Source organism: Streptomyces sp. NPDC002209, from assembly GCF_042890265.1.
Taxonomy (GTDB): Bacteria; Actinomycetota; Actinomycetes; order Streptomycetales; family Streptomycetaceae; genus Streptomyces.
On the sequence record NZ_JBIARX010000024.1, the window covers coordinates 32,519 to 52,168 of the forward strand.

At 74.0% G+C, this 19,650-nt stretch carries 17 protein-coding genes; 8 read left to right on the forward strand and 9 right to left on the reverse strand.

Annotated elements, in window-relative coordinates; all coding sequences use genetic code 11:
• Positions 1–146: 146 nt before the first annotated feature.
• The 3 genes from ACFYXK_RS30590 (at position 147) to ACFYXK_RS30600 (ending at position 3,062) form a co-directional block, all read left to right on the forward strand.
• Positions 147–1,499, forward strand: a complete 1,353-nt coding sequence (locus ACFYXK_RS30590; protein ID WP_389414080.1) for a serine-threonine protein kinase — start codon at positions 147–149, stop codon at positions 1,497–1,499.
• Positions 1,500–1,650: 151 nt separating this feature from the next.
• The gene (locus ACFYXK_RS30595; RefSeq protein ID WP_389414081.1) at positions 1,651–2,265 is read left to right on the forward strand and encodes a hypothetical protein; all 615 of its coding nucleotides are present in this window, start codon (positions 1,651–1,653) and stop codon (positions 2,263–2,265) included.
• Complete coding sequence (locus ACFYXK_RS30600) at positions 2,262–3,062, forward strand: 3-keto-5-aminohexanoate cleavage protein (protein WP_389414082.1); 801 nt, start codon at positions 2,262–2,264, stop codon at positions 3,060–3,062. The genes ACFYXK_RS30595 and ACFYXK_RS30600 overlap by 4 nt, the downstream gene beginning before the upstream one ends.
• Here ACFYXK_RS30600 and soxR read toward each other — a convergent pair.
• Positions 3,043–3,486 (reverse strand): redox-sensitive transcriptional activator SoxR, encoded by a 444-nt coding sequence (gene soxR, locus ACFYXK_RS30605; protein WP_389414083.1) that lies wholly within the window; start codon positions 3,484–3,486, stop codon positions 3,043–3,045. The two genes, ACFYXK_RS30600 and soxR, sit on opposite strands and share 20 nt — an antisense overlap.
• Before the next feature lie 112 nt (positions 3,487–3,598).
• Here soxR and ACFYXK_RS30610 point away from each other — a divergent pair, with 112 nt between their 5' ends.
• Positions 3,599–4,060, forward strand: a complete 462-nt coding sequence (locus ACFYXK_RS30610) for a MaoC family dehydratase (RefSeq protein WP_383519006.1) — start codon at positions 3,599–3,601, stop codon at positions 4,058–4,060.
• Here the strand turns inward: ACFYXK_RS30610 and ACFYXK_RS30615 are convergent.
• The 3 genes from ACFYXK_RS30615 to ACFYXK_RS30625 all read right to left on the reverse strand — a co-directional run bounded on the left by ACFYXK_RS30615 (position 4,051) and on the right by ACFYXK_RS30625 (position 6,298).
• Entirely contained in the window at positions 4,051–4,704 is a 654-nt protein-coding gene (locus ACFYXK_RS30615) for a TetR/AcrR family transcriptional regulator (protein WP_389414084.1), read from the reverse strand. The genes ACFYXK_RS30610 and ACFYXK_RS30615 overlap by 10 nt on opposite strands.
• A gap of 92 nt (positions 4,705–4,796) precedes the next feature.
• A complete protein-coding gene (locus tag ACFYXK_RS30620) occupies positions 4,797–5,087 on the reverse strand; it encodes a YiaA/YiaB family inner membrane protein (RefSeq protein WP_389414085.1) in 291 nt (96 codons plus the stop codon).
• A 59-nt stretch (positions 5,088–5,146) separates the two neighbouring features.
• Positions 5,147–6,298 (reverse strand): acyl-CoA dehydrogenase family protein, encoded by a 1,152-nt coding sequence (locus ACFYXK_RS30625; protein ID WP_389414086.1) that lies wholly within the window; start codon positions 6,296–6,298, stop codon positions 5,147–5,149.
• 86 nt (positions 6,299–6,384) lie between these two features.
• Between ACFYXK_RS30625 and ACFYXK_RS30630 the strand changes: the two genes are divergently transcribed.
• The 4 genes from ACFYXK_RS30630 to ACFYXK_RS30645 all read left to right on the forward strand — a co-directional run bounded on the left by ACFYXK_RS30630 (position 6,385) and on the right by ACFYXK_RS30645 (position 12,341).
• Positions 6,385–7,029 (forward strand): TetR/AcrR family transcriptional regulator, encoded by a 645-nt coding sequence (locus ACFYXK_RS30630; protein WP_389414087.1) that lies wholly within the window; start codon positions 6,385–6,387, stop codon positions 7,027–7,029.
• 166 nt (positions 7,030–7,195) lie between these two features.
• The gene (locus tag ACFYXK_RS30635; RefSeq protein WP_389414088.1) at positions 7,196–8,008 is read left to right on the forward strand and encodes an SDR family oxidoreductase; all 813 of its coding nucleotides are present in this window, start codon (positions 7,196–7,198) and stop codon (positions 8,006–8,008) included.
• A 65-nt stretch (positions 8,009–8,073) separates the two neighbouring features.
• Positions 8,074–11,058, forward strand: coding sequence for a BTAD domain-containing putative transcriptional regulator (locus tag ACFYXK_RS30640; RefSeq protein ID WP_389414089.1), 2,985 nt, complete (start codon positions 8,074–8,076; stop codon positions 11,056–11,058).
• 35 nt (positions 11,059–11,093) lie between these two features.
• Complete coding sequence (locus tag ACFYXK_RS30645) at positions 11,094–12,341, forward strand: FAD-dependent monooxygenase (protein ID WP_389414090.1); 1,248 nt, start codon at positions 11,094–11,096, stop codon at positions 12,339–12,341.
• 48 nt (positions 12,342–12,389) lie between these two features.
• On the opposite strand, the gene ACFYXK_RS30650 is transcribed toward ACFYXK_RS30645, so the two are convergent.
• The 5 genes from ACFYXK_RS30650 to ACFYXK_RS30670 form a co-directional block, all read right to left on the reverse strand.
• Positions 12,390–13,475: a Zn-dependent alcohol dehydrogenase gene (locus ACFYXK_RS30650; protein ID WP_389414091.1), complete on the reverse strand. Its 1,086-nt coding sequence runs from the start codon at positions 13,473–13,475 to the stop codon at positions 12,390–12,392.
• Positions 13,476–13,497: 22 nt separating this feature from the next.
• Positions 13,498–14,910 (reverse strand): aldehyde dehydrogenase family protein, encoded by a 1,413-nt coding sequence (locus ACFYXK_RS30655; RefSeq protein ID WP_389414092.1) that lies wholly within the window; start codon positions 14,908–14,910, stop codon positions 13,498–13,500.
• A gap of 104 nt (positions 14,911–15,014) precedes the next feature.
• Positions 15,015–16,508 carry a CitMHS family transporter gene (locus tag ACFYXK_RS30660; RefSeq protein WP_389414093.1) on the reverse strand — a complete coding sequence of 498 codons (1,494 nt, stop codon included), beginning with the start codon at positions 16,506–16,508 and terminating at the stop codon, positions 15,015–15,017.
• A 73-nt stretch (positions 16,509–16,581) separates the two neighbouring features.
• Positions 16,582–18,861, reverse strand: a complete 2,280-nt coding sequence (locus tag ACFYXK_RS30665; protein WP_389414094.1) for a molybdopterin oxidoreductase family protein — start codon at positions 18,859–18,861, stop codon at positions 16,582–16,584.
• Positions 18,862–19,028: 167 nt separating this feature from the next.
• Positions 19,029–19,640 (reverse strand): TetR family transcriptional regulator, encoded by a 612-nt coding sequence (locus tag ACFYXK_RS30670; RefSeq protein WP_389414095.1) that lies wholly within the window; start codon positions 19,638–19,640, stop codon positions 19,029–19,031.
• Between the last annotated feature and the right edge of the window lie 10 nt (positions 19,641–19,650).

Consider the following 19,650-nt stretch of genomic DNA (forward strand, 5'->3'; position numbering starts at 1 on the left):
GTCTGGCCGGGCGGGGGCCGCAGCAGGATGCTGGACGGCACCGGAGAGGCGGCGCGGAGGGGGACCCCATGTCGGACGGAACGGTCAGAGGTCTCGGTGCGGATCTCGGTACGGATCCCGGTACGGGTGCGAGAGCACGTGCGGGTGTGCGTGCGGGCCTCGGGATCGGGGTGGGTCCGTACGAGGAGCTGGTCTTCGACTCCGACGGGGACGTGGACCGCAGCACACGGGACGCGGTGGCCGCGCTGGAGGCCACCGATCTGCTGGTCTTCGCGCACGGCTGGAACAGCGACCGGTCGACGTCGACCCGGCTCTTCGACCGCTTCTACACCCCCTTCCCGGGGCTGGTGGGGCCAGGGGTGCGGCTGGGGTACGTGGGTGTCGTATGGCCCTCGATCCGGTTCTCGGACGAGCCGATTCCGGACTTCGACCCCCACGGCACGCTCGCCGAGCCGAGCCACGGGACGGCGCTGGACCCCGCCACGCTGCGGGCCCTCGGGGAGTTCTGGCCGGGGCGGGTGGCGGAGCTGGACCGGGTGGCCGAACTGCTGGAGGACCGGCCGGAGTCGGCGGCGGCCTTCACCGAATTCGGCGCGCTGGTACGGGAGCTGGCAGGGGTGGATGCGGTGGACGGCGCCGATCCGGCCGAGGCGTCCGACGCGGCCGTCACGGGTCCCGCAGCCGTCGCCGCCGTCGCGGTCCCTGCCGTGCGGGACGTGCCCGCCGTCTTCACGCACGACGTGCTGGAGGTGTGCCGGGCTTTCACCGAAGGGCTGATCGAGGCGGGCGCCCTGCCCGGCGGCGCCGCCGGGCCCGGCTTCGGCGCCGGCGCCGGCCTGCGCGCGCTGTGGAACGGCGCCAAGGAACTGCTGCGGCAGGCCACGTACTACCAGATGAAGAAGCGGGCCGGGATCGTCGGCCAGCGCGGCCTCGGCCCGGTGCTGGCCGAACTGGCCGGTCATCGCCCGGCCCTGCGGATCCATCTGATCGGCCACAGCTTCGGGGCCCGGGTGGTGTCCTTCTCGCTGCGTGCGGTGCCGGACGGGGCCCGGTACGTGAAATCCGCGACGCTGCTCCAAGGGGCCTTCTCCCACTACGCCTTCGCCGACCGGCTCCCCCACGACAAGGGCAGCGGGGGCGCGCTGCGCGGGATGCAGCGGCGGGTCGACGGACCGGTGCTCGCCTGCCACTCCGCGTACGATTCGGCCCTCAAGGTCTTCTATCCGCTGGCCTCCCGGATGGCAGGGGATTCGGCCGGTCTGCTCGGTTTCGACGAGCGGTGGGGCGCGATCGGTCACGACGGGGTGCAGGCGGTGCCGGGCGCGCCGCGGATCAGCCTCGACACGGCCTTGCGCGAGGGGGTCCCGGAGGCCGGTTGCGTCAGTGTGGACACCGGGTCCGTGGTGCGCCGCGGCGGTCCCCCCTCGGGGGCGCACAGCGACATCTGCCACGAGGAGCTGGCCCGGCTCGTGGTTGCTGCGGGGCGCATGGGGCGCTGAGTTCCGGCCATGTGCCACCCGCACGCCTCGACCGCCCCCGCATGCGCCCGCACCTGACCGGGCATGTTGGGCACATCTCACGGTGCGTCGTCGTTCGACGTAGTACGACGCCCCCCGGTGCGGGCGTGGGCGCGACGGAGGTGAAGGTGTGATGGCGGGATTCCGAAGTCTGGCGTACCAGGTGCGGGACGCACGCAATGACCGTGCGCTGCGGCGCCATTCGCTGCGCCGCTGCCTGGAGCGGTTCGCTCCGTACGGGCACCGGGCGACGTGGTGGCATCTGTGCGACCGGCACGGGATCGCCCCCGAGGACCGGGCGGCCGATCCGCTGCGGCTGGTCGCGGCGCTGGAGGAGCTGGAGGAGGCGCGGGCGGTCTGGCTGGAGTACGAGCGCCAGTTCGCGGAGCGGCGCCGGCGGGAGAAGTACCACGGGCTGCGCCGCCCGGAGTGGGCGTGGGGCGGCAGCGGGGACGCGGTGGTGCGGTGCGCCGATCCGGGGGTGCGGCCCGACGGGACGCTGGGCGAGGTGCTGCGGCGGCTGGTCGCGGCGCTGGAGTCGGAGCCGGGGACGGGGTGCCCGGTCTGTGGGGAGCAGGAGCTGCGCTGGCCCGCGCACGTGCCGGGACAGAGACGGGGGCCCCGCGCGGGGCACGGCAGCTGGGAGGGGGCGTGGGCCTGGGACGGGCCGGTGTGTGCGGGCTGCGGGATCGTCGTGCCGAGGCCCGCGCTGGCGGCCGCGGATCCGGCTTCGGCGGGGGCGGCATGAGCCTGCGGGGGCTTCGGGGGTCGGCGCCGGTGTCGGTGTCGGTCTCGGTGTCACTGAACGGCGGGCGCGGTGCCGCCGACGGCGGCGCCGTGCCCCTGTCCCCGCCGGACGTGGTGGAGTCGGCCCTGGGGGCGGTCGCCGCCGGGGCCGGGGAGGTGCTGGTCCATCCGCGGACCCCGTGCGGCCGGGAGAGCCTGTCGCCCCGGGTCGTGGGGCCGCTGCTGGAGGCGGTGCGGGGCGCGGGGGTCTCCGTACCGCTTTCGGTGTCCGCGGGCATCGGGGCCGAGCCGGATCCGGCGGGGCGGCTGGAGCGGGTCCGGTCCTGGACGGTGCTGCCGGACCGGGCGGTGGTGCATTTCGCGGAGCCGGGGGCCGAGGAGCTGGCCGAGGCCCTGCTGGCGCGGGGCGTGGCGGTGGACGCGTTGGTTCCGCTGGGCGGGGAGGACGCCGGGCCCGGGGCGCAGGCGTCGGCGCCGGGTGCGCTCGCGCGGTTCCTGGCCCGGCCGGTGCGGGACCCTGCGCGGATCCGGCTCGCGGTGGAGCTGGCGGTGGCCGATCCGGCGCTGGTGGCGGGGCTGCGGTGGCTGCCGCCGGTGCCGCTGCTGCTGTTCGGGCGGGAGGCCGCCGCCTGGCCGGCGCTGCGGCTGGCCGCGCGGTGCGGTGCGGACGTGCGCATCGGCGTGGGCGACGTACTGCACCTGCCGGACGGGCGGCCGGCGCGCTCGAATGCCGAGCTGGTGTCGGCGGCCCTCGCGGCGGTCGGCCAGGAGGGCGCCGCTACAGCCTGGAGCCGGTGAGCTGGTCGCCGAACCTGTCGTCCGGGTTGGACAGGGCGCAGTTCTTCAGCGAGAGGCAGCCGCAGCCGATGCAGTCGGTCAAGTGGTCGCGCAGGCGCATCAGCCGGGTGATCCGCTGGTCGAGCTCGGCGCTCCAGGCCTCCGAAAGCCGGGCCCAGTCCTCGCGGTTGGGGGTGCGCTCCTCGGGCAGCTGGGCGAGTGCGTCGCGGATGGCGGCGAGCGGGATGCCGACGCGCTGGGCGGCGCGTACGAAGGCCACCCGGCGCAGTGCGTCGCGGTTGTAGCGGCGCTGGTTGCCTGCGGTGCGGCGGCTGCTGATCAGGCCCTTGGTCTCGTAGAAGTGCAGCGCGGAGACGGCCGCGCCGCTGCGGGCGGACAGCTGGCCGACGGTGAGCTCGTGGATTTTCTCGGGAATCTGCGGCACGACGCCGAGGGTAGTCGGCCGGGCCGACATTCGTTGACAGACGTGTCGTTGACAGATACATGCGGCCCCAGCATGCTGAGCAAGCGCTTATTCGCCAGGGAGAGGGAGAGGCATGGCCGAGCCGAGGATCTTCACGTCCGCCGAGGAGCTGCACGCAGGGATCGGGGAAACGCTCGGCCCGAGCGGGTGGCTGGAGGTGGACCAGAAGCGGATCGACCTGTTCGCGGACGCCACCGGTGACCACCAGTGGATCCACGTGGACCCGGAACGGGCCGCGGGCGGGCCCTTCGGCTCCACCATCGCCCACGGCTACCTCACCCTGTCGCTGCTGCCGAGCCTGGTGCCGCAGGTCATGCGGGTCGAGGGCATGAAGATGGGCATCAACTACGGCACGAACAAGGTGCGTTTCCCGGCGCCGGTGCCGGTCGGCTCGCGCCTGCGTGCCACCGTCGCGATCACGGAGGTCACGGAGGCGGGCGGCGGGGTCCAGGTCGCGGCCACGGTCACCGTCGAGCGCGAGGACGGCGACAAGCCGGTGTGCGTGGCGGAGTCGGTGTCCCGCTACTACTTCTGAGGCGCCGCGAAGGCGGGAGCGTCCGGGGCCGCGCCCACCATGCGCAGGACGAGGTCGGCGTAGAGCGCGCCGACCTCGTCGGGCGTACGGCGGCCGGCCGCGCTGAACCAGCGGGCCACGTCGATGCACAGGGACAGGACGGCGAGGGTGGTGCCGGGGACGTCCGGCACGTCGAACTCCCCCGCCGCGACCCCGTCGGCGAGGATGCGGCGTACGGCGGCATCGCTCTGCCGGCGCAGTGCCACGATCTCGGAGCGGTGCTCCGGGGCGAGGGCGTCGAGCTCGTACTGGACCACGCGCGCGGTGGTGTGGTGCGCGGCGTGCCACAGCACGAAGGACCGTACGGCGGCCTCGAGCCGTTCCGCGGCCGAGCCCGGGCCGGAAGCGGCGGTCTCCAGGATCTCGAGCGCCTTGTCGTGGCCGATCCGGCTGATCCGGTGGAGCAGCTCTTCCTTGGTCTTGTAGTGGATGTAGAGCGCGGCCGGACTCATCCCGGCCCGCCCCGCGATGTCCCGCGTGGTGGTGGCGTGGTACCCGCGCTCCGCGAACGCTTCGACGGCGGCGACGAGCAGCCGCCGCGCGGCGTCGGGGGTGACCTCCGACCAGGGCCGGTAGCCGCCGGTCGTCTCCTCCGCGCTGTCCATCGCTCGCTCACCTTCTTCGTCCTGTGGAAGGAACACCCTACCGGAGGGTGAGCAAGCGCTTAGCGGACTTCGGCGACAGAGCCGCCCCCCGGTCAGACCTTCGGCTGGAAGGGATCGTAGTCGGCCATGATCTTCTCCATCCGGGCCTGGTCGACCCGGCTGACGATCTGGGTGAGCTCCTGGCGGTCGCGGATCACCTTGGCGAGGGTGAAGGCCGAGGTGGTGAGGTAGAGGACCGCGATGCCGAGGAAGGCGCGGACCCAGCCGTCCACCCGGAGGTTGTAGATCCCCAGGGCCACGGCGCCGATCGCGATGCCGAAGGACGCGACGGCCTGGCCGTAGTACGCCGTCGAGTTGCGCTGCTTGACCGGTGTCTCGTTCATGGGCCCAGCATCGGGCGGTGTGAGCGGGGCCACATCCGCACGCGTACTCAGATGCGTACTCAGAAGGCGGAGACGCCGGTGCGGGCGCGCCCGATGAGCAGTTTCTGGATCTGGCTGGTGCCCTCGTACAGGGTCATCACGCGGGCGTCGCGCAGCAGCTTGCCGGCCGGGTACTCGTCGATGTAGCCGTAACCGCCGTGCACCTGGAGGGCGTTGCCCGCGGCGCGCACGGCGGCCTCGGAGGCGAAGAGCTTGGCGGTGGAGGACTCGGTGGCGAAGGGCTGCCCGCGGTCGACGAGGTCGGCCACCCGCCAGGTCAGCAGCCGGGCCGCGTCCACGTCGACCGAGATGTCGGCGATCAGCTCCTGGACGAGCTGGTGGTGGGCGATCGGCTTGCCGAACTGCTCGCGCTGGGCGGCGTACGAGACGGCGGCGTCCAGCGCCGCCTGCGCGATGCCGACGCACCCGGCGGCGACCGACATCCGGCCCTTGGCGAGGGCCGACATGGCCACGGAGAAGCCCTTGCCCTCGGGGCCGACCATCGCGGAGGCGGGGACGCGGACGCCGTCGAGCACGAGTTCCGCGGTGGCCTGGCCGCGCAGGCCGAGCTTGCCGTGTATCTCGCGCCGGGTCAGGCCGGGGGTGTCGGTGGGGACGAGGAACGCGCAGACCCCGCGGTGGCCGGGCTCGTCACCGGTGCGGGCGAAGAGGAGGACCACGTCGGCCCAGGTGCCGTTGGTGATGAACATCTTGCTGCCGCTGATGACGTACGCGTCCCCCTCGCGCACGGCGCGGGTGGTGAGGCTGCCGGCGTCGGATCCGGTACCGGGCTCGGTCAGCCCGAAGCAGCCGAGCGCGTCGCCGGAGCAGAGGCGGGGCAGCCAGGCGCGCTTCTGCTCCTCGGTCCCCCAGGCGGCGAGGGTCTTGGCGACCAGGCCGAGGGAGACGGAGACGATGCCGCGCACGGCCGAGTCGCCGCGGCCGAGCTCCTCGGTGACGAGGACGTAGGCGAGGTGGTCTCCGCCGGAGCCGCCGTACTCCTCGGGGACGGTCAGCCCGAGGAAGCCGAGGTCGCCGAGCTTCTTCACGATGGCCCGGTCCACGCTCTCGGCGCGGTCCCACTCGGCGGCGTACGGGACGATCTCGCGCTCGGTGAACTCGCGGGCGAGCCGGCGTACGGCCTCCTGCTCCTCGCTCAGCTCCAGGTTCACCGGGCACCTCCGGGTGTGGCGGCGTGGACCGGCGCACGTTAACTAGCACCGGTAGTTTATGGCGGGCAGGCCCTACTATGTGGCGCATGGCCAGACCGCGCAAGCCCCTCCTCAGCAGAGACCGCATCGTCGAGGCGGCGGGCGCGCTGGTGGACGCGGAGGGGCTGGAGGCGGTGTCGACGCGGCGGCTGGCGGCCGCGCTGGGGGTCAGCGGACCGTCCCTCTACAACCACTTCCGCACGAAGGACGAGATCCTGGACGCGGTCGCGGACGCGGTGAGCGCACGGGTCGACTTGTCGATGTTCGAGCCGGAGGCGGGCCTGGACTGGCAGGCAGCCCTGCACGACTGGGCGCACTCGTACCGGGACGCACTGTCCGACCATCCGAACATCGTGCCGGTGCTGGCGCGCGGCCCGGGCCGGCGCCCGGCCGGACTGCGCCTGGCGGACGCGGTGTTCGGCGCGATGACGGCCGCAGGGTGGCCCCCGGCTCAGGCGACCCGGATCGGCGCGCTGATGCGGTACTTCATCCTGGGCTCGGCGGTGGGCTCCTTCGCCCGGGGTTTCGTGGACGACGAGGCGGCGTACGACCCGTCGGACTATCCCCACCTGGGCCAGGCCCACCTGCTGGCCGAGCGTCAGCGCGAGGTGGACGAGGGCGCGTTCGAGACGGGCCTGGCCGCCTTGCTGGCCGGGCTGGCCCTCCAGTACGAGGCGCTGCCCAAGGCCTGAACGGCTCGCTGCCGGAGCGCCGGCGGTGAGCCGGTGAGCCGGCGGTGAGCCGGTGAGCCGGCGGTGAGCCGGTGAGCCGGCGGTGAGCGTGCGGTGAGCGGCTGCCGCGACGGTTGCCCCATCGCCGGATCCACCGAGGACCGGCCGCCGGGCAAGGGGCAGGACCATGGGCATGAACACGGGTACGGGTACGGGTACGGATACGGGCACGGGCACGCTGAACGGCAAGACGGCGCTGGTGACCGGCGGTTCGCGCGGGATCGGCCGGGCGGTCGCGCTGCGGCTCGCGGCCGAGGGCGCGCTGGTCGCCGTCCACTACGGCGGCAACGAGGCCGCGGCCTCGGAGGCCGTGGCGCAGATCGAGGCGGCGGGCGGCCGGGCGTTCGCCGTCGGGGCCCGGTTCGGCGAGGACGGCGCCGTGGACCGGCTGTTCGAGGGCCTGACCGCGGGGCTGGCGGGGCGCGGCCTGGACGTCCTCGTCAACAACGCGGGCATCAGCTCCGGCAATCCGATCGCCCACGTCACCCCCGAGGAGCTCGACCGGCTGCTCGCCGTCAACGTCAGCACGCCGTTCTTCGTGGTCCAGCGCGCGCTGGCGCTGCTGAACGACGGCGGCCGCATCGTCAACATGGGTTCGACGGCAAGCCGGTTCGCCGTCTCCACGCAGATCGGCTACACCATCAGCAAGGCGGCGCTGGAGTCGATGACGCCGTCGCTGGCCAACGAGCTCGGCAGCCGGGGCATCACGGTCAACACCGTCGCACCCGGCGCGGTGCGGACCGACATGACCGCCGGCTACACCGCCGTTCCCGAGGTGGTCGCCGGACTGGAATCGATCACCGCGCTCGGCCGGCTCGGCGAACCCGAGGACGTCGCCGATGTCGTCGGCTTCCTGGCGGGCCCGCAGGGCCGGTGGGTGACCGGCCAGACGATCGACGTCTCGGGCGGGACCTACCTCGGCCCGATCGCCCGCGCCTGATCAACCGATCGGCCGATCAACCGATCGACTGATCAACTGATCGACTCCGGTGGATAATCACCGGCATGCTGTTCGGAATCCTCGGCGAGACCCGGGCGTGGGGCGACGACGGGGCCGAGGTTCCGCTCGGCGGACCGGCCCGCCGCGCTCTGCTGGCCCTGCTGCTGGCCCACCCCGGAGAGGCCGTGTCGGCGGACCGGCTGGCCGACGCCGTCGGCCCGGACGGGAGGCTCTCGGCGCACGCCCTCCAGTCCCAGGTGTCCCGGCTGCGCAAGGCCCTCGGTCCGGGGGCCGCGATCGAGCAGGCCGGAGCCGGCTACCGGATCGTGGTCGTGCAGGAGGACGTGGACGCCTGCCGGTTCGAGCGGCTGGCCCGGGAGGGACGGGCCGCGCTGCGCGCGGGCGACCCCGGGCGCGCCGTCACCCTGCTGCGCGAGGCGCTGGGGCTGTGGCGGGGCCCGGCGCTGGCCGGCCTCGCCGAGAGCGAGGGCGCCCGACCTGCCGCCGTACGCCTGGAAGAGCGCCGGCTCGGGGCGCTCGAGGACCGGATCGAGGCCGAGTGCCTGCTCGGCGGGCATGGCGGCGCCGTACCCGAGCTGCGCGAGCTGGTCGGCCGCCACCCGCTGCGGGAACGGCTGGCGGGGCTGCTGATCCGGGCCCTGTTCGCCGAGGGGGGCCCGGCCGCCGCGCTGATGGCGTACGAGGAGACCCGGCGGCATCTGGCCGACGAACTGGGCACCGACCCCTCCCCCGAACTGATGGCACTGCACCGGGAGTTGCTGAGCGCGGATCCGGCGCCGGCACCCACGGCGCCGCCCGCGCAGCTGACGGCGTTCGTCGGGCGCGCCGGCGAGGTGGCCGAGGTCGCGGCTCTGCTGCGGGTGGCCCGGCTGGTCACGCTGACCGGGCCCGGCGGCGTCGGCAAGACCCGGCTGTCCGTTGAGGTCGCGGGGGCAGCCGGCACCGGGGCCGGCGTCGGCGTCGGCGTCGGCGTCGGCGAGCTGTGCTTCGCGGAGCTGGCCCCGCTGCGCGAGGGCGCCGGTCTGCCGCAGGCGCTGCTGAGCGCGCTCGGCCTGCGCACCACCGGGCTGGGCATGGGCGACAGCGGGCAGGCGCCGGTCGACCGGCTGATCGCGGCACTCGCGGACCGGACGGTCCTGCTCGTCCTGGACAACTGCGAGCACGTCGTCGACGAGATCGCGGCGCTGGCGGCACGGTTGCTGGCGGCCTGCCCGCGGCTGCGTGTCCTTGCGACGAGCCGGGAGCCGCTCGGCATCATCGGCGAGAGCCTCTGGCCGGTGCGGCCGCTCGACGGTGACGCGGCCGTACGGCTCTTCACCGAGCGGGCCGGCGCCGTACGGCCCGGTTTCACCGCCGCCCCCGAGGTCGTCCGGCGGATCTGCGCGGCCCTCGACGACCTGCCCCTGGCCATCGAGCTCGCGGCGGCGCGCATCCGGACGCTGGACGTCGGCGAACTCGCGGGACGGCTGGACGACCGGCTCGGGGTCGCGGCCCGCGGCAGCCGTGGCTCCGACGAGCGCCACCGGACGCTGCGCTCGGTCGTCGCGTGGAGCTGGGAGCTGCTCTCCGAGCCGGAACAGCGGGCCGCGCGGCGGTTCGCCGTCTTCGCCGGCGGCGCGACGGCCGAGTCCGCGATGCGGGTGTGCGACACCGACGGCGGGACGCTCGAAGCACTGGTCGACAAATCGCTTCTGGAGTTCGCGGGCGGCCGCTACCGGATGCTGGAGACGATCGGCGCCTACGCCGGAGAACGGCTCGATGCGGCGGGCGAACGCCCTGCGGTACGGCGCGCCCACGCCCGGCGGTTCCTGGAGCTGGCGCGGACCGCCGACCCGCATCTGCGGCGGGCCGAGCAGCTGGAGTGGCTGCCCCGCCTCACCGCCGAGCACGGCAATCTCCTGGCGGCCCTGCGCTGGACGGTCGAGTCGCCGGATGTGCGGACGGGCCTCGAACTGCTCGCCGCGGCCTCGCACTACCTGTGGATCCGGGGCATCTCCGCCTCGGTGGCGCCGCAGGCGATCACGCTCCTGGACGCGATGGGCCCGGTCCGGGGTGAGGCGGTCGCCGGAGCGGGCGGCGGCGGGACGGGCGAGACGGCGCCGCCGTGGGCCGGGCTCGGCGAGGAGTACGTCCTGTGCGTGCTGCTGGCGGCGTCGGACGCGGCCGGGCGGCCGGTGTGGCAGCGCCACCGGGCGGCTGCCGAGCGGGCGCTGGCCGCCGCGTGGTCGGGTGCCCGTCCGGGCCGCCACCCCGTCGGCCTGTTCCTGTGGATGATGCGCAACGCGGGCGAGGCCGACGCGCAGAGCGCGTTCGCACTCGTCTCGGCCCAGCGCGACTGCCCCGAGCCGTGGGCGCGGGCCGCAGCCCGGTACGTGTCGGGCTTCGGGCCCCTCGGCGAGGGGGACGCCGCCCTGGCCGACGAGACCTTCGGCGCCGCGGCCCGGGGGTTCCGCGAGCTGGGTGACCGCTGGGGCACCGCCCTGGCCCTGGACACCCTCGCCGGTCTGGCGGCCGGGCGCGGTGACCTCGTACGGGCCGTCGCGCTCACCGACGAGGCCCTCGCGCTCACCGAGCAGCTCGGCGCCCTGGAGGACAGTGCCGATCTGCTGGTCAACCGGGCCGACCACCGCGTCGGCGGGAACCCGGCGGCGGCCCGCGCCGACTATGCGCAGGCCGCAGCGCTCGCCCGCCGCGCCGGCAGCCCCACCGCTCTGGCGGCTGCGCTGCGCGGACTGGCCGACATGGCCCTGCTGGACGGGGACCCGGACGGCGCGGAGCGGCTGTACGAGGAGGCTCTGGAGCGGGCCGACCCGCACTGGGTCAAGAGCGTCGGCACCCGGGTCCGTACGCTCGCCGGCCTCGGCCGCATCGCCGAGGCGCGCGGCGAGCGTGCAGCAGCCCGGTCCCGCTTCCGGGAGGCCGCCGAGGCAGCGGAGGGAACGGGGGCCGACACGCCGGAAGCGCTCCGCCTGCTGGGCCTGCCCGCGGACGTCGCCGCACGCGTCGTCGAGGCGGTGAGCGGACGGTGAGCGCGCGGTGAGCCCTGCCGTGGAAGCTCACCGGCATGGACACCACAGAGACGAAGAACCTCAGCGTGCTGATCTCCGGCGCCTCCGTCGCCGGCCCCGCGCTCGCCCACTGGCTCCACCGGTACGGCTTCACCACCACCATCGTGGAACGCGCGCCCGCCCTTCGCGACGGGGGCTACGCCGTCGACTTCCGCGGTGAGGCCCATCTGTCGGTCCTGCGCGGCATGGGCATCCTGGACGCCGTCGAACGGGTCCGGACCGGCATGGGCTCCATGTCGTACGTCAACAGCGCGGGCAGGGCCCAGGCGCGGCTGCCCGCCGATCTGTTCGCAGGAGACGTCGAGATCCTGCGCGGCGACCTGGCGCGGATCCTCCACGAAGCGACCGCGGCGCACACCGAGTACGTCTTCGGGGACTCCGTCACCTCGCTCACCGAGGACGCCGACGGCGTGAGCGTCACCTTCGAGCGCGGCGCGCCGCGCCGGTTCGACCTGGTGATCGGCGCGGACGGGCTGCACTCCACCACCCGCCGCCTGGCGTTCGGGCCGGAGGAGCGGTTCGTACGACACCTCGGTGTCCACTGCGCGATCTTCACCACGGCCAACCGGCTCGGCCTCGACCACACCGGACACGCCTACCGCACGGCGGGCCGGCTCGTCGCGATGTACAGCGCCCGCCACAACACCGAGGCCAAGGCCGTCTTCTACTTCGCCTCCCCGCTCCTGGACCTCGACCGGCGCGACGTCGCGCGGCAGCAGGCCGTCCTCGCCGAGCAGTTCGCGGGCAACGGGTGGGAGAGCGACCGGCTGCTGGAGGACATGCGGTACGCGCCCGACTTCTACTTCGACTCGGTCGGGCAGGTCCGCATGGACTCCTGGAGCCGCGGCCGGATCGCCCTGCTCGGCGACGCCGCCCACTGCCCCTCGTCCCTGTCCGGGATGGGTACGGGACTCGCCCTGGTCGGCGCGTACGTGCTGGCCGGCGAGCTGGCCGCGGCGCGCGGGGACCACCGTGCCGCGTTCGCCCGCTACGAGGGCGAACTGCGGCAGTACGCGGCGGGCTGCCAGAAGATGGGCGACGGCGTCGCCGGGCTCATGGTTCCCGGGAGCCGCCTGATGGCCACGCTCCTCAACCGCTACTACAAGGTCATGCCGTATCTGCCGGGGAAGGACATGGCGGCCAGGATCGCCCGCAAGACCGCCGAGAACATCACGCTGCGGGACTACGGCGCGTGGGACCGGCTGCGGCCGCGGAACCCCGCCCTCCCGAAGGCGGGCGGGTGAGCGCTCCGCGGCGACGCTGCACGGTGTCCTACGGCTGGAAGCGGTGCCCTACGGCTGGAAGACGACCAGCGAGCGCCCGCCCTTGCCGGCGAGCATCGCGTCGAACGCGGCCGGAATGCCGTCGAGGGTGATGCGGTCGGTGACCAGGGCGCCGAGGTCGAGGCGGCCCGCGCGGACGTGGTCCGCGATCACCGGGAGATCGCGGGCGGGGTCGCTGTTCCCGTAGACGCAGCCGGTGAGGGTGCGGGCGAAGTGGAAGATCTCCAGGGCGTGGAAGGAGACCTGCTGCTCCTTGCCGCCGATGCCGACGACCGTGGTGCGGCCGCCGCGGCGGGTGGAATCCCAGGCTCCGCGGATGGACTCCGCCCGGCCGACGCATTCGACGGCCACGTCGGCCCCCTGGCCGCCGGTGAGGGCCCGGATCTGCTTGGCGGTGGTGTCGGAGGCGAGCACGAAGTCGCCGGCCCCGGCCGCACGGGCCAGTTCCTCCTTGGCCGGGGAGACGTCGACGGCCACGATCGGGCCCGCTCCGGCGATCCGCGCGGCCTGGAGGGCGGCCAGGCCGACGCCGCCGACGCCGAAGACGGCGACGGACTCGCCGGGGCGGACCCGGGCGCTGTTGTGGACGGCGCCGTAGCCGGTGAGCACGGCGCAGCCGAGCAGGGCGGCCTCGGCGAGCGGGATCCCGGCGGGCGCGGGCAGCACGCAGTTCGCCGCGACGACCGTCTCCTCGGCGAACGCGGCCACGTTCAGCCCCGGGTGCAGCGGCGTGCCCGCGGCGTCGTGGGCGTAGACCGCCCCGACCCCGGTGAGCGCGTTGGCGCAGAGCCAGACCTCGCCGATCGAGCAGTGGTGGCACTCCCCGCAGGACGGGGACCAGTTGAGCACCACGCCGTCGCCGGGGGCGACGTGCGTGACGCCCTCGCCGACGGCGAGGACCGTCCCCGAGCCCTCGTGGCCGAGGACGGCGGGGACGGGGACCCTCATGGTGCCGTCGGTGAGGGAGAGATCGGAGTGGCAGACACCGGCTGCGGCGAGCCGCACCCGGACCTGACCGGGGCCGGGATCGGGCAGGACGATCTCCCGTATCTCCAGCGGGGCTCCGACGGCGGGCAGGATGGCGGCGCGGACCATGGTCGATTCCGTCTCTCGGGGCTCAGAACTGCAAGGACTTGGTCTGGAGGTACTCCGCCAGACCGTGCGGGCCGAGCTCGCGGCCGACGCCCGACTGCTTGTAGCCGCCGAAGGGCGCGAGCGGGTTGAAGCGGCCGCCGTTGATGTCCACCTGGCCCGTGTCCATGCGCCGGGCGAAGGCGACGGCGGTCTCCTCGTCCGCCGCCCAGACCGCGCCTCCCAGCCCGTACACGGTGCCGTTGGCGATGCGCAGGGCCTCGTCCTGGTCCTCGTAGGGGAGGATCGACAGCACCGGGCCGAAGATCTCCTCCTGCGCGATCGTCATCTCGGGCGTGACGTCGGCGAACACGGTCGGGGCGATGAAGTACCCGTGCTCGTGCGGCGCGTCGGGGCCGCCGGCGACGAGGCGTGCGCCTTCCTCGACGCCCTTGGCGATGTATCCGCGCACGCGGTCGCGCTGCTTGGCGTTGACGACCGGGCCGAGGCGGGTGGCCGGGTCGCAGGGGTCACCGGAGGGGTACGAGGCGACGGCGGCGGCCGCGAGCGAGACGGCCTCCTCGTACTGATCGCGGTGGACGAGCATCCGCGTGAGCGCGTTGCAGCTCTGGCCGGAGTTGTTCATGACGTGGCCCACGCCCGCCGCGACGGCCTTGGCGAGGTCGGCCCCGGGCAGGATGACATTGGCCGATTTTCCGCCGAGCTCGAGGGCGACGCGCTTGACGGCGGCGCCGGCCGTGGCGCCGATCTGCTTGCCGACCGCGGTGGAGCCGGTGAAGGAGACGAGGTCGACCCCTTCGTGGGCGGCCAGCGCCTGGCCGGCGACCGGGCCGGTCCCGGTCACCAGGTTGAAGACTCCGGCCGGGATGCCCGCCTCGTGCACGGCCTCGGCGAAGAGCTGTGCGGTCAGCGGGGTGTCCTCGGCCGGCTTGAGGACGAGGGTGCAGCCGGCGGCGAGAGCGGGCGCCACCTTGGCAACGATCTGGTGCAGCGGGTAGTTCCAGGGCGTGATGGCGCCGACGACGCCGACCGGCTCCAGCAGCACGGTGGAGTTGCCGATCCGCTCCTCGAAGGCGTACGAGGCCCCCAGCTCGGCGAACGAGGACGACACCGCGATCGGCGCCCCCACGTGGACCATCTCCGAGAAGCCCCGCGGGGAGCCGAGTTCGGCGGTGATGATCTCGGCGAACTCGCTCTTGCGGGCGATCAGCACGTCCCGCAGCGCCGCGATGAGGGCGGCCCGCTCGGCCGGAGCCGTGGCCGCCCAGCCGGGGAACGCGGCACGGGCCGCGCGTACGGCCGCGTCCACGTCGTCGGCGTTGCCGGCCGGCACCCCGCCGATGATCTGCTCATCGGCGGGGTTGACCACCTCGATCCGGTCGCGTCCGGCGGCGGGCCGCCATGCGCCGTCGATGTACATCCCGTCGTGGGCCTTCATGGCTTTCCTCCCGAGCACGCGCACGAGCGCGCAGAGACCTGACCTCGTTCGACCACCCTACAAACTAGCGTCGGTAGTTTTCGGCGCGCCAGGGGTGTCCGGGGTCAGATGATGCCGAAAAGCATCCCTGCCCCGAGGACGACGAGGGAGGTGAGGACCGCCCACTTCACGGTGAACCGGGTGTGGTCGCCGAACTCGACCTTGGCCATGCCGACGAGGACGTAGACGGCGGGAACCAGCGGGCTGGACATGTGCAGGGCCTGGCCGACCAGCGAGGCGCGGGCGATCTCGAGCGGGGAGACCCCGTGCGCGGCGCCGGCCTCGGCCAGGACCGGCAGGACGCCGAAGTAGAAGCCGTCGTTGGACATGAAGTAGGTGAGCGGCAGGCTGAGCAGGCCGGTGACCAGGGCCATGTGCGGACCCATGCCCTCCGGGATGGCGCCGACGAGCCAGTCGGCCATGTGCTTGACCATGCCGGTGCCGCTGAGGACGCCGGTGAAGACGGCGGCGGCGAAGACCATGCCGGCGACGTTGAGGACGTTGTCGGCGTGGGCGGCGATGCGGGCCTTCTGGTCGGGCATGTGCGGGAAGTTGACGGTGAGGGCGAGGGCCGCGCCGAGGAGGAAGAGGACGGGGATGGGGAGCAGCTCCATGATCATCGCGGCGAGGAGGGCCACGGTGAGGCCGGCGTTGAACCAGTAGAGGCGCGGGCGGAGGGTCGCGCGGCGCGGGTCGAGGCCCTGGAAGCCGTCCTCCGGCGCGGCGGAGCCGGGCACGGGGCCGGAGCCGGAATCGGACCCGGAATCGGACCCGGTGCCCGCACCGCCGGAGGTGGCGGCGGAGGCGGCGGACTGCCCGGCCGGGGATGCGGTACCGCCCTCGGCGGATCCGGTGGCGCCGACGAGCAGCCGCTCCTCGGCGGGCTCGGGAGTCTGCCCGGGCAGCTGCCCGGACCTCTGCTCCGCGTCGCCGGGGAGGACCAGCGTGCCGATCCGGCGGCGCTCCTTGAGGCCGAGGACGTACGCGAGGACGAACACGAACAGGAGGCCGACCGCGAGAGCGGGGATCATCGGGACGAAGATGTCCGAGGCGTCGAGCTTGAGGGCGGTGGCGGCCCGGGCCGTGGGGCCGCCCCAGGGCAGCGTGTTCATGACGCCGTTGGCGGTGGCGGCGACGCCCGTCATGACCACCAGGCTGAGGCCGAGCCGCTTGTAGAGCGGGTACATCGCCGAGACGGTGATCATGAACGTGGTCGAGCCGTCGCCGTCGAGCGAGACGATCGCGGCGAGGACCGCGGTGCCGACCACGACCCGTACCGGGTCCGCCTTGCAGAAGCGCAGGATGCCGCGCACGATCGGGTCGAACAGGCCGACGTCGATCATCACGCCGAAGTAGACGATGGCGAACATCAGCATCGCGGCGGTCGGCGCGAGTTTGCCGACTCCGTCGATGACGTAGTCGCCGAGGTGGGCGCCCTTTCCTGCGAACACGCAGAACAGCGCGGGGATGAGGACGAGCGCCGCGATGGGCGACATTTTCTTCATCATGATCAGGACCAGGAAGGTGGCGATCATGGCGAAGCCGAGGAAGGTCAGCATGCAGGGAACGTAGGTGCCGCCTCCTTGTGCCAACAAGACGTCGACGCGTGAGCAATACGAGCAAAACCCCAGCTCAGGGCAGGGGTGTCAGCTCGACGGGGAAACCGTTGAGCACCGCCGTGCCGGACAGCGGGTCGAGCCGGGAGCCGTCGAGGAGCTGGTTGACGTTGACGCCGGGCGCGGCGGAGGCGACGGAGAGCCGGGCCCCTTCACGGTCGTGGCCCCAGCCGTGCGGGAGGCTGACCACGCCGGTGCGGACGGCGTCGGTGACCTCGACGGGGACCTCCAGGCTGCCGCCGTCGGCGGTGATCCGGGCCAGGCCGCCCTCGGTGAGGCCGAGCCGGCCGGCGTCCTGCGGATGCACCTGGAGGGTGCAGCGGTTGGAACCTCCGGTGAGGGCCGGGACGTTGTGCAACCAGCTGTTGTTGGACCGCAGATGGCGGCGGCCCACGAGCACCAGGGCGGCGGGGCGGTCGGCGAGCGCCGCGCGCAGCCTGGGGAGCTCGGCCGCGATCGGGTCCGGGAGCAGCTCGATCCTGCCGCTGCGCGTCCTCAGCACGCCCGGGAGCCGGGGCCGCAGCGGGCCCAGGTCGATGCCGTGCGGGTGCGCGAGCAGCCGCTCCAGGCTGAGCCCCTCGCCCGCGCCCGCTCCCGCGTCGAAGGAGGAGGCGGGGGCGGGGGCGGAGGCGGAGGCGGCGCCGAACTGGTCTCCGTACGGCCCGAGTCGGAGCATCAGGTCGAGCCGCCGCTCGGGACCGCTCTCCCCGGTGAGCAGGCCGGCCAGGCGCGCCGGGTCCTGCCCGTGGAGCGGGGAGTGCGGATCTGCGGTCTCCTTGGCGAGGGCGCCTTGGATGACCATGTCGTCGACAGCGCTCGGGGCGGCGGACCCGTGCATGCCGGAGACGGCCAGGACGAGGCGGGCGTGGATCTCGCACTCGTCGAGCCGGCCTGCTTCGAGCGGAACGGCAGGGCGGGTGTAGCGCGCCTGGTTGCGGATGGCGAAGCCGTTGAAGGCGAAGTCGTGGTGCGCACTCTGCGAGGGCGGCGGCGGGGGCAGCACGACGTGCGCGTGGCGGGAGGTCTCGTTGAGGTACGGATCGATGCTCACCATGAAGTCGAGCCCGGCCAGCGCCGCGTCGAGCCGGCGCCCGTCGGGGGCGGACAGCACCGGGTTGGCGGCGATGGCGACCAGGGCGCGGATCCGCCCCTCCCCCGGCGTCTCGATCTCCTCGGCCAGCGCGGCGATGGGCAGTTCGGCCTTGGCCTCGGGGTGGCCGCTGACGCGGCTGCGCCAGCGGCCGAGGGCGAAGCCCTTGCCGGGCCCGGCGGGGCGCGGCCGCGGGCCGGCGGCCGGGAGCGGGAAGAGGACTCCCCCGGGCCGGTCGAGGTTGCCGGTGAGGATGTTCAGTACGTCGACCAGCCAGCTGGCGAGCGTGCCGTACTCGACGGTGCAGCTGCCGATCCGCCCGTAGACGGCGGCGGTGGGCGCGGCCGCGAGCTCGCGGGCGAGGTCGCGGATCTCGGCGGCCGTGAGGTCGCAGGCGGGGGCCACGGCCTCAGGAGTGAAACTACCGAGCGCCTCGGCGAGTTCCCCGAGGCCGTCGGTCCGTTCCTCCAGCGCGGCGGGGGCGGCGAGCTTCTCCGCGAGGAGGGTGTGCGCGAGGGCGGCCAGCAGCAGGGCGTCGCTGCCGGGGCGCGGCGCGAGGTGCCGGTCGGCGAGCTTGGCCGTGCGGGTGCGGCGCGGGTCGACGACGACCAGGGTGCCGCCGCGGGCGCGCAGCGCCTTGAGCCGGCCCGGGAAGTCGGGGGCGGTGCACAGCGAGCCGTTGGACTCGACCGGGTTGGCACCGAGGAGCAGCAGGAAGTCGGTGCGGTCGAGGTCGGGGACCGGGATGGCGAAGGGGTCGCCGAAGAGGAGCCCGCTGGAGACGTGCTTGGGCATCTGGTCGAGGGTGCTGGCGGTGAAGAGGTTGCGGGTGCCGAGGGCCTTGAGCAGGAGGGGCGGGTAGAGGGCGCCCGCCATGGTGTGCACGTTCGGGTTGCCGAGGACCACGCCGACGGACTGGGCTCCGTACTCCTGCACGAGGGCCGGGATCGCGGCGGCGATGGCCTCGTACGCCTCCTCCCAGGTGGCCTCCCGGAGCCGTCCGCCGCGGCGGACGAGTGGGGTGCGCAGACGGTCGGGGTCGGCGTCGAGCGCGCCGAAGGCCGCACCCTTCGGGCAGATGAAGCCGCGGCTGAAGACGTCGTCGCGGTCGCCGCGGGCGCCGGTGACGGTGGTGCCCTCGATGGTGAGGGTGAGGCCGCAGGTGGCTTCGCAGAGGGGGCAGATGCGCAGGGCGGTGCGGGGCATGGTCCCTCCAGGGACGGCAGGCTGCGGCACGAACACGCGGGCACTGCGAGCATACCGACCGGTAGGCATGCCGGGGAGGGGTGTGTCGCGGGGAAGCACGCCGAATCCCGCGCCCGGGCGGCGCACCGGCAGGTGCAGGGGCGTGGGCGGGCCGGGGCGGGGGCGGGTCAGTCCAGGGCGTGCGCGAGGTAGGCGTGCATCATCGTCCGGGTCTCGGCCACGATGTCGGGGTCGCCGGCCGGGTCGGCACGGAATGCCAGCTTCGTCAGCGCGTCCGTGGCCTCGACGGCGACCAGGACCGCACGTTCCAGGGCGGCGTCCGGGGTCAGGCCGAGATGCGCGCCGAGGAGTTCGGTGAGGCGTACGGCGACCAGCCGGTTGGGGTCGGCGGCCGGGCCCTCGGCGGGCGGGACGGGTACGCCGAAGTCGACGAGCGCGAAACCGGGGACGGTGCGCTTCATGGCCAGGTACTCGTCGAGGACGGCGTCCACGACGGGCCGCCAGTCGCCGGCCGGGAGGGCGGCGAGGCGGTCCGCGATGCCCTCGGTGTACCGGTCCAGGTTCCGGTGGGCGAGGGCGATGGCCATGGCGCGCTTGTTGCCGAAGAAGCGGTAGACCGAACCGATGGGCACGCCGGCGCGCAGGGCGACGGCCCGGGTGCTGAGGTTCTCGTACCCGGTCTCGTCCAGGAGTTCGGCGCAGGCGTCAAGGATCCGGGCGAGCCGGTCAGCGCTGCGCTGCTGGATCGGCGTACGGCGCAAGGGGTGGGCGGGGGGCACGGGTCCATCA